Below are 9,205 nucleotides of genomic sequence, written 5' to 3'. Positions count from 1 at the left end.
CGGGGAGCCTGAACGAATACCGGGCCGAGATCCTGGCCCAGGAAACCGGCTGCCTGTCCCCGGAGCACCGCGCCCGCGTGGACCGGGAACTGGCCGGCAACCGGGAACGGTTGCATGGGCTCGGGAACCGGGCGCTCCGGGCCGAAGCCAAGCGCCTGGCCTACCGGCTCGATCCCCGCTCGGTGGTGGAGCGGGCGGCGAAGGCCGAAGCGGACCGGCATGTGTCCTCCCGGCCCGAGCCCGACACCATGGTCTCGGTCCGGACCCTGCTGCCGGTCGTCCAGGGGGTGGCGGTGATGGCCGCCCTGCACCGGGAAGCGGACCGGCTGCGCACCATGGGCGACCCCCGGTCGCGGGGCCAGTTGATGGCCGATACCGTGTTCGAACGCGTCACCGGGCGCAGCACCGCCGACCCCGCCCGCCTGGAAATCCAGTTGGTGATGACCGACCGCACCCTGCTCCACGGCCAGAACGAACCGGCCTGGCTGACCGGGCACGGCATCGTCCCGGCCCGCTACGCCCACAACCTCACCCGCCCGCCACAAGAACCGCCGGCACCGGCACAACCACCGGCAACCACCACCGACGGCAGCCCGCCCGGCCGGAACGCTGCCGGCCCCGGCCGCCAGGACTGCAGGCTGCCGGCAGCAGGACGAATCGACGGCAGCCCGCCGGGCGGGATAGGGCGGAAGGCGCCGCCGGCCGGGACCGAGCCGGGGTGGAAGACCGCCCGCGAGCAGGCCCAACGCAACAAGGTGTTGCAACAGGCCACCGTGGAAGACATCTGGGTCCGCCGCCTCTACACCGCGCCGGGGACCGGGCAGCTGTTGGGCATGGACTCGGCCGCACGGAAGTTCCCCGACGGGATGCGCCGGATGATCCAGGCCCGCGACGCGGTCTGCGCCAGGCCCTGGTGCGACGCCCCGATCCGGCACATCGACCACATCGTGCCCTGGTCACACGGCGGCAAAACCACCATGGCCAACGGCCAGGGCTTGTGCGAACAATGCAACCAGTCAAAGGAAGCCGAAGGCTGGTCCAGCCGCCCTCTTGAGGGAACGCACCACGCGGTGGAGACCACCACACCCACCGGACACACCTACACCTCCACCCCGCCACCACTACCAGGCACGCCGCCAACCGGGGCGTCAGGGTCCGGTCACGCCAGAACCGGGACGGTGCCGGCAGGTACACCGACGTCGGCACAAGGGACGGCTCACCCATCCTCGGCGGCGAGCGCCGAAATCATCCACCGCGCTTTGGCCGCTGCCCCGGCTAACAGCGATGACGACGCCGGCGACGGCGCCCGGCTGGGTGCGTGCGCTGCCGGCGGTTGGGCAGTAGTGAGGATCCCGAGGGACAAGCTCGCCCCGTCGGCCGCCTAAATAACCAGGTCAAGCTGTGGCACTGCTAGCGCAAGGGGAGTGGCGCTGACAAACGCTAGCGGGGAGTGGCACTAACCAGCACGAGGGGCAGTGGCACTCATCAAGGCAGGTCCGTGGCACTAATCAGGGCAGTGGGAGTAACGCGAGCGCAAAGGGGAGTGCCACTAACCAGCGCACGGGGGAGCCGCGCTTAGGCTCGCGGGGCCAAGCCTCGAAGGGTGCCTACGCGTTGTCGCGAATGAGATTGGTGATCCGCGCCGTGGAGAGGCGCCGCCCGGCGTCATCGGTCATCACGACTTCGTGCACGGTCAGCGAACGCCCCAGTTGGATCGCCGTCGCGGTGCCGGTGACCAGTCCCGAGGAGACGGAGCGGTGATGACTGGCGCCGACTTCGATGCCGACGGCGTGGCGGCCGGCGCCCGCGTGCAGAGTCGCCGCGAAGGACCCCAGCGTTTCAGCCAGCACCACGTGCGCGCCGCCATGCAGGATGCCCGCCACCTGGGTATTTCCTTCCACCGGCATGGTTGCCACCATGCGCTGCGGCGTCATCTCGCTAAAAACGATGCCCATCTTCACCACGAGCGATCCCACCCCGGTGTGTATCAGCAACCGGTGCAAGTGTTCCGGGACACCGGCGTCGACCAGTTCGGCGATCGTGGCCGTCGCCGAGGCCGGAAGCGCGCCCTGCGAGTGTCCCGCAGCACTGTCGCCGGGTGTGAATTTGTCGCTCATGGGAACTAGGCTGGCAGGTGTGAGTGAAACTAACAAACCGGAAGCAGCCACCGCGACAGTAGAGGCGGAGGTAGCCCCCGTTTCCGGCCCGGAGAGCGACGCATCGGGGCCTAAGCGCCTGCTGCTGATCGATGGCCACTCGATGGCGTTCCGCGCGTTCTACGCCCTGCCGGTGGAAAACTTCTCCACGGATACCGGCCAGCACACGAATGCCGTCTACGGTTTCACCTCCATGCTGATCAAGATGATCGAGCAGCGCGAACCGACCCACATCGCCGTGGCGTTCGACCTGGACACTCCCACCTTCCGCACCGAGGAGTATTCCGAGTACAAGGGCGGCCGTAACAAGACGCCCGAGGAATTCCACGGCCAGGTGGACCTGATCGTCAAGGTGATGGAGGCGATGCAGATCCCCACCGTCACCCTGGACGGATACGAGGCCGACGACGTCATCGCCACCCTGAGTGAGCGGGCGGAGAAGTCCGGCTGGGAGGTTCTGGTGGTGTCGGGGGACCGGGACGCGTTCCAGCTCATCACGGACAAAGTCACCGTGCTGTACCCGAAGAAGGGCATCAGCGACATCCCGCCGATGGACGCCGACGCGGTGGAAGCGAAGTACTTCGTCCGGCCGGAGCGGTACGCCGATCTCGCGGCCCTCGTCGGTGAGACCGCCGACAACCTTCCCGGCGTTCCCGGCGTGGGCCCCAAGACCGCTGCCAAGTGGATCAATCTCTACGGCGGCGTGGAGGGCATCCTGGAGAACCTGGATTCGATCGGCGGCAAGGTAGGCGAGGCGCTTCGGGCCAATGTTGATTCCGTCAAGCGCAACCGCCGGCTGAACCACCTGCTCCGGGACCTGGACCTGCCCGTGAAACTGGAGCACATGGTGCTGCAGCACCCCGACCGGGCCGCCATCGAGGAACTCTTCGATGCACTCCAGTTCAACACCCTGCGCAAGCGGCTTTTCGACCTTTTCGGCGAGGAGGACGCCGTCCGCGAGACGGAGGTCAATGCCCCCGCCCACACGGTGGTCACCGATGCGGCCGCTCTGAAGGAATGGCTGGAGGAGACCAACCAGCACAACGTTGCCCTGCAGTTGGTGGCCGAAACCGCGGAAGGCGGGGACGACGCCGTCGGGCTGGCCCTGGTGGCCCACGCCCAGGCCGCCTACGTGCCGCTGACTGCGCTGGACGCCGACGCCGAGCAACTGCTGGCACACTGGCTGTCCGACCTTGACGCACCGAAGGTCGTCCACGACTTCAAGTACGCGTACAAGGTCCTCTCGCGGCGCGGGTTCGAGCTGTTGGGCGTCGTCGACGACACAGCGATTTCGGCGTATCTCATCCAGCCGGACCGGCGCAGCTACGAACTGGCGGACCTGGCCCAGTACCACTTGAAGATGTCCGTGGCGGCCCCCGAAACCGCAGCCAACGGGCAGTTGGAGCTCGGCCTGTCCGAGGATGACAAGGCCGGACCGGCCGTCGTGCAGGCATTCGGCGCACTGCAGCTGAGCGAACACTTCGCCGGACAACTGGTGGATCGCGGCGCCAACCAGCTGCTGGGCGGGCTCGACCTGCCCCTGTCGCTGGTACTGGCGCGGATGGAACTGGACGGCATCGCCGTGGACGCCGGCGCGCTGGACCGGCTGGTGGACGACTTCACCGTGACCATCGACGCTGCCAGCTCGGCGGCCTTCGGCATCATCGGCAAGGAAATCAACCTGGGCTCGCCCAAGCAGCTGCAGACGGTGCTGTTCGAGGAGCTGGGGCTGCCGAAGACCAAGAAGATCAAGACCGGCTATTCGACCGACGCCGATGCGCTCAACGACCTGTTCGCCAAGACGGGCAACGAATTCCTGGTCCAGCTGCTGGCCTATCGTGACGCCTCGAAGCTGCGGCAAACGGTGGAAGGCCTCCGCAAGACCGTGGCGGATGATGGGCGGATCCACACCACCTACGCGCAGACTGTGGCCGCCACCGGCAGGCTGTCCTCCATCAACCCGAACCTGCAGAACATCCCGGTCCGGTCGGAGGCCGGCCGGCGCATCCGCGAGGCGTTCGTCGTCGGCGAGGGCTACGAGTTGCTGTTGACAGCCGACTACTCGCAGATCGAAATGCGGATCATGGCCCACCTGTCCGGAGACGAGGGCCTGATCGAGGCGTTCCGCTCGGGCGAGGACCTGCACCGGTTCGTCGGTTCGCACATCTTCGGCGTCGCCCCGGAGGATGTCACCAGCGAGATGCGCGCCAAGGTCAAGGCCATGTCCTACGGCCTGGTGTACGGGCTGAGTTCCTTCGGGCTGTCCAAGCAGCTGAACATCTCCGTGGACGAGGCGCGGACGCTGATGAAGGAATACTTCTCCCGGTTCGGCGCTGTCCGCGACTACCTGCGCGGAGTGGTGGACAAGGCCAGGGTGGACGGGTTTACCTCGACCATCGAAGGCCGCCGCCGCTACCTGCCGGACCTGGCCAGCGACAACCGCCAGCTGCGCGAGATGTCGGAGCGGGCCGCCCTGAACGCGCCCATCCAGGGATCGGCGGCGGACATCATCAAGAAGGCCATGCTCGGCGTCTCGGAGGAGCTGCGCCACCAGGGGCTGAAGTCCCGGATGCTGCTGCAGGTCCACGACGAACTCGTGCTCGAAGTAGCGGCGGGGGAGCGGGAACAGGTGGAGAAGTTGGTGCGTGCCCAGATGGGCGGCGCCGCGGAACTGACTGTGCCGTTGGACGTGTCCGTGGGCGTCGGCGCCAACTGGCAGGAAGCCGGACACTAGACACGTCCCGCCTCCGGCGTCGCCGGCACGCGGAGGCGGCGACGCTTCTGTGCGATGGCGGCGGCTCCCTCTGGCGGACCGGGGGAGGTGCCGCTAGGCTCGAAGATCGTGACCACGCACACCCAGGAAACCCGCCAAGACATCCGCATTGACCGGTTTGCCGCCGGGCTCGACGGCGACCGGCCGGACGCCAGGACCCTCGGCTGGTTCGAAGCGGTCAGGTTCGGGTTCCACGACGGCAAGCCCGATGCCTCCGACATCGCCGCCTACGCCCGGGTCTACGGCACGGACCAGCGGATCCTTTGGGGCGCCTACGACGACACGCAGCGGCCGGGCGTGTGGGACCCCGAAGTGCCTGTCGCTACCTACGCCACCATGGTCAACACCCTCAACGTGGGCGGCGGGCGGCTGCTGGACACCCACCTGATCACCGCGGTGACGGTCCGGGCGACGCATCGGCGCCGCGGCCTGCTGCGGCGGATGATCACCGACGACCTGAAGCAGGCGGCCGGCCGGGGACTCGCGATGGCGGCGCTCACCGCTTCCGAGGCCACCATCTACGGACGCTTCGGGTTTGGCGCGGCGACGTTCATCCGCGAAGTGGAAATCGATGCCCGCGAACGGTTCGGGCTGCGCGCCGCCGCGACGGGGACGATGGAGTTGGCCGACCCGGCTTCGCTCCAGGACCTGGCGCCGGAAATATTCAGCGGGTTCCACACCCGGACCCTTGGCTCCGTCGGACGCCAGGCCAGTTACGCCTTCCGGGTCTCGGGCCGCTGGAGCGAGGACAAGGCGTCGGAAGACAAGTCGCTGCGGGCGGCCGTCCATTACGACGGCGACGGCCGGCCGGACGCCTATGTCAGCTACCGCTTTGCCGGCTGGGACAGCAAGCCCTACACCGTGAAGGTGGCTGACCTGGTTGCCGCCGGGCAGGATGCGTACCTGGAGTTGTGGCGCTACCTCGGGTCGCTGGACCTGGTGGAACGGATCAAGTTCCCGCTCGGGCCGGTGGAGGATCCGCTGGCGTGGGGCCTGGCCGACAGCCGCGGCTACGAGGTGGCGGCGGTCGAAGATGTGTTGTGGCTGCGCGTGCTGGACCCGGTAGCGGCCCTCCAAGCCAGGCCGTACCTGCACGACGGCTCGTGCACCCTGCGGATCACCGATCCGCTGACCATCTGCGGCGGCGCTTACCGGCTGACCGTCACGGACGGCCGGGGAGTGGTTGACGTGCTGCCGGAGGACGCGGACGTCGACGCCACAGTGCCCGTGGATTCCCTCGGTTCGCTGTATCTGGGCGGAGTCCAGGCGCGGACGCTGGCTGCGGGCGGCCACTTCTCCGGTACGTCAGCGGAGGCGGTGTCCCGGATGGACCGACTGTTCGCCACGGACACCGCTCCGTATTGCATCACGCATTTCTGACCCTTCCGGGAAGGGGGCCGCGGGCACAGTTTCGGCGTGCACCTGCGCCTCGACGGGGCGCGTCGCTTTGCCGGGATTGGCGCGACCAGTTAGACTTATTGGGCGCGTAATGCGTATGGAGAGCCCTTCGCCGAAGGCAGGCTCCATGAGCTTCACCAAAACACATCAGTCCGTTTCCGTAAACGGCAATGCATCCCGTGTGCTGCAGCTGGCCAATGCTGCTGCGCGCCGGGACGCAGGGCAGCAGCGGAACTCAGAAAACTATCCACATCGGAGCCCCTACTACATGACCATCACCTCCACCGAGAAGCCCGGTACCCCGCAGGTCGCCATCAACGACATCGGTACCGCTGAAGACTTCCTCGCAGCCGTCGACGCGACCATCAAGTACTTCAATGATGGCGATCTGGTCGAAGGCACTGTCGTCAAGGTTGACCGCGACGAAGTCCTGCTCGACATCGGTTACAAGACCGAAGGTGTCATCCCCTCCCGCGAGCTTTCCATCAAGCACGACGTCGACCCGGGCGAAGTTGTCTCCGTCGGTGACGAGGTCGAAGCCTTGGTGCTGACCAAGGAAGACAAGGAAGGCCGCCTGATCCTGTCCAAGAAGCGTGCTCAGTACGAGCGCGCCTGGGGCGACATCGAGAAGGTCAAGGAAGAGGACGGCGTTGTTACCGGCACCGTCATCGAGGTTGTTAAGGGTGGCCTGATCCTCGACATCGGCCTGCGCGGCTTCCTGCCCGCTTCCCTCGTCGAGATGCGCCGCGTGCGCGACCTGGCTCCGTACATCGGCCAGCAGATCGAAGCGAAGATCATCGAGCTGGACAAGAACCGCAACAACGTTGTGCTGTCCCGCCGTGCATGGCTCGAGCAGACCCAGTCTGAGGTCCGCTCCACCTTCCTCAACAAGCTGGAGAAGGGCCAGGTCCGTCCGGGCGTCGTCTCCTCCATCGTCAACTTCGGTGCCTTCGTGGACCTGGGCGGCGTCGACGGCCTGGTGCACGTCTCCGAGCTGTCCTGGAAGCACATCGACCACCCGTCCGAGGTCGTCGAGGTTGGCCAGGAAGTCACCGTCGAGGTGCTCGAGGTGGACCTGGACCGCGAGCGCGTGTCCCTGTCCCTGAAGGCCACCCAGGAAGACCCGTGGCAGACCTTCGCCCGCACCCATGCCCTGGGCCAGATCGTCCCGGGCAAGGTCACCAAGCTGGTTCCGTTCGGTGCGTTCGTCCGCGTCGAAGACGGCATCGAGGGCCTGGTCCACATCTCCGAGCTGGCCGTGCGCCACGTGGAGCTGGCCGAGCAGGTTGTCTCCGTCAACGACGAGGTGTTCGTCAAGGTCATTGACATCGACCTGGAACGCCGCCGCATCTCGCTGTCTCTGAAGCAGGCCAACGAGGGCGTCGACCCGGAGGGCTCCGAGTTCGACCCGGCCCTCTACGGCATGGCTGCCGAGTACGACGAGCAGGGCAACTACAAGTACCCGGAGGGCTTCGACCCGGAGACCAACGAGTGGCTCGAAGGCTACGAGGCGCAGCGCGCCGCGTGGGAGCAGCAGTACGCCGACGCCCAGGCGCGCTGGGAAGCCCACAAGAAGCAGGTTGCTGCCTCCATGGCAGAGGAAGCCGAGGCTCCGAGCGAGTCCGAGGCCGCTCCGACCAGCTACTCCTCCGACGCCCCGGCGGCTCCGGCCTCCAGCGGCGGCACCCTGGCTTCCGACGAAGCCCTGGCTGCACTGCGTGAGAAGCTGACCGGCCAGTAACAACGGCCCTCGGCGCCGGGGCAACCCGGCATCGCTGATTGAGGAACCCCCGCGCCCCAGGGTGCGGGGGTTCCTGCTGTCTCCGGCGCCTTTCCCGGAGCGCCGGCAGGGCCGTCGCTGCGCGGCCGGCGTCCGTTCGGGGGCCGCTGCGGTCCTTGCCCGGTGCAGGCGTGGGATTTAGGGTGAGGAACGTACGGACACCCACGCAGGCCGTTGGCCGGAATGGAGAGAACATGGCAGAAAAAGTCGACATTCACGCCTTGCAGCAATCCACAGTGTGGGACAGCGAACAGCAGAAACTGGGCGTGGTGGGGCAGGTCCACCAGGATCCGGTGACCGGAACCATCACCTGGCTCACCGTTGGCCTGGGCCTGGCCGACAGCCGCGAGAAGTTCGTGCCGGTCGCCGGAGCCCGCATCGAATCACGCGACGTGTACGTCGCCTACAGCCATGACACCATCAAGGACTCGCCCTCGCCGGAGGCGTCTGACAGCCTCACCCCGGAGGAAGAGGCCGAGTTGCGCAGGTACTACGGCACCTAGAGCCGCCCAGGCCCGGGGCACGGCAGTAGTCGCCGGGCACGCGAGAGCCGCCCCTCAGCGCCGGGTGCTGACGGTGACCGTGAACTTGGAGTTCCTCGCCACCTGCCGGGTAGGCCCCACCAGCCGGTTCAGCGCCGGCTTGTAGGCCAGGTGGCTGTTCCAGACAGTCCAGAGTTCCCCGGCCGGCTCCAGCACCCGCCCGGCGTCGGCGAAGAGCTTCAACGCGATGCCCGCGTGCACGGCGTTGCCGATATGGAACGGCGGGTTGAGCACCACCAGCTGCTCGGAGGCCGCCGGCAGGGAGGACAGCGCATCGTCCCGGTGGACCTGCACGCGGCCCGCCACGGCGTTGGCTGCCGCCGTGGCGCGTGCCGACGCGACGGCGGAGGCCGACTGGTCGGTCGCCAGGACCCGCATGCCGGGGCGTGACAGGGCCAGATAGGCGGCGATGGATCCGTTGCCGCAACCGAGATCGACGGCGCGGTCCGCCGGCCGGGCGCCCGCTAGCAAGGGCAGCAGGAACCGGGTCCCGGGGTCCAGCTTGGGCCCGCCGAAGGTGCCGCCGAAGGCGAGCAGCCGCAGCGGAACCGGCAGC

At 67.6% G+C, this 9,205-nt stretch carries 7 protein-coding genes; 5 read left to right on the top strand and 2 right to left on the bottom strand.

Annotation, left to right across the window (positions count from 1 at the left end; genetic code table 11):
* A partial coding sequence (locus tag AC5RV2_RS11275) for an HNH endonuclease (RefSeq protein WP_494092401.1) occupies positions 1-1,385 on the top strand: 1,385 nt, incomplete at its 5' end.
* 222 nt (positions 1,386-1,607) lie between these two features.
* Here the strand turns inward: AC5RV2_RS11275 and AC5RV2_RS11270 are convergent.
* Positions 1,608-2,117, bottom strand: coding sequence for a hotdog fold thioesterase (locus tag AC5RV2_RS11270; protein WP_494092400.1), 510 nt, complete (start codon positions 2,115-2,117; stop codon positions 1,608-1,610).
* Here AC5RV2_RS11270 and polA point away from each other — a divergent pair.
* The 4 genes from polA to AC5RV2_RS11250 all read left to right on the top strand — a co-directional run bounded on the left by polA (position 2,116) and on the right by AC5RV2_RS11250 (position 8,610).
* A complete protein-coding gene (gene polA / locus AC5RV2_RS11265) occupies positions 2,116-4,890 on the top strand; it encodes a DNA polymerase I (protein WP_494092399.1) in 2,775 nt (924 codons plus the stop codon). The genes AC5RV2_RS11270 and polA overlap by 2 nt on opposite strands.
* Before the next feature lie 108 nt (positions 4,891-4,998).
* A complete protein-coding gene (locus AC5RV2_RS11260) occupies positions 4,999-6,309 on the top strand; it encodes a GNAT family N-acetyltransferase (protein ID WP_494092398.1) in 1,311 nt (436 codons plus the stop codon).
* A gap of 286 nt (positions 6,310-6,595) precedes the next feature.
* On the top strand, positions 6,596-8,068 hold the full coding sequence (rpsA, locus tag AC5RV2_RS11255; RefSeq protein ID WP_493980210.1) for a 30S ribosomal protein S1: 1,473 nt from the start codon (positions 6,596-6,598) through the stop codon (positions 8,066-8,068).
* A 233-nt stretch (positions 8,069-8,301) separates the two neighbouring features.
* A complete protein-coding gene (locus tag AC5RV2_RS11250; protein WP_494092397.1) occupies positions 8,302-8,610 on the top strand; it encodes a PRC-barrel domain-containing protein in 309 nt (102 codons plus the stop codon).
* Between the two features lie 54 nt (positions 8,611-8,664).
* Here AC5RV2_RS11250 and AC5RV2_RS11245 read toward each other — a convergent pair.
* Positions 8,665-9,205, bottom strand: a 541-nt coding sequence (locus tag AC5RV2_RS11245) for a class I SAM-dependent methyltransferase (RefSeq protein WP_494092396.1), incomplete at its 5' end; no start/stop codon positions are given.

The sequence above is a fragment of the Arthrobacter sp. Y3225116 genome (genome assembly GCF_059091245.1).
This window is presented reverse-complemented; position numbering and strand designations above follow the sequence as displayed.

What these genes read in the sequence shown, in the direction of transcription:
- polA (WP_494092399.1), top strand. Translation starts at nt 2,116, where the DNA reads ATGGGAACTAGGCTGGCAGGTGTGAGTGAAACTAACAAACCGGAAGCA.
- AC5RV2_RS11270 (WP_494092400.1), bottom strand. Translation starts at nt 2,117, where the DNA reads ATGAGCGACAAATTCACACCCGGCGACAGTGCTGCGGGACACTCGCAG.
- rpsA (WP_493980210.1), top strand. Translation starts at nt 6,596, where the DNA reads ATGACCATCACCTCCACCGAGAAGCCCGGTACCCCGCAGGTCGCCATC.
- AC5RV2_RS11250 (WP_494092397.1), top strand. Translation starts at nt 8,302, where the DNA reads ATGGCAGAAAAAGTCGACATTCACGCCTTGCAGCAATCCACAGTGTGG.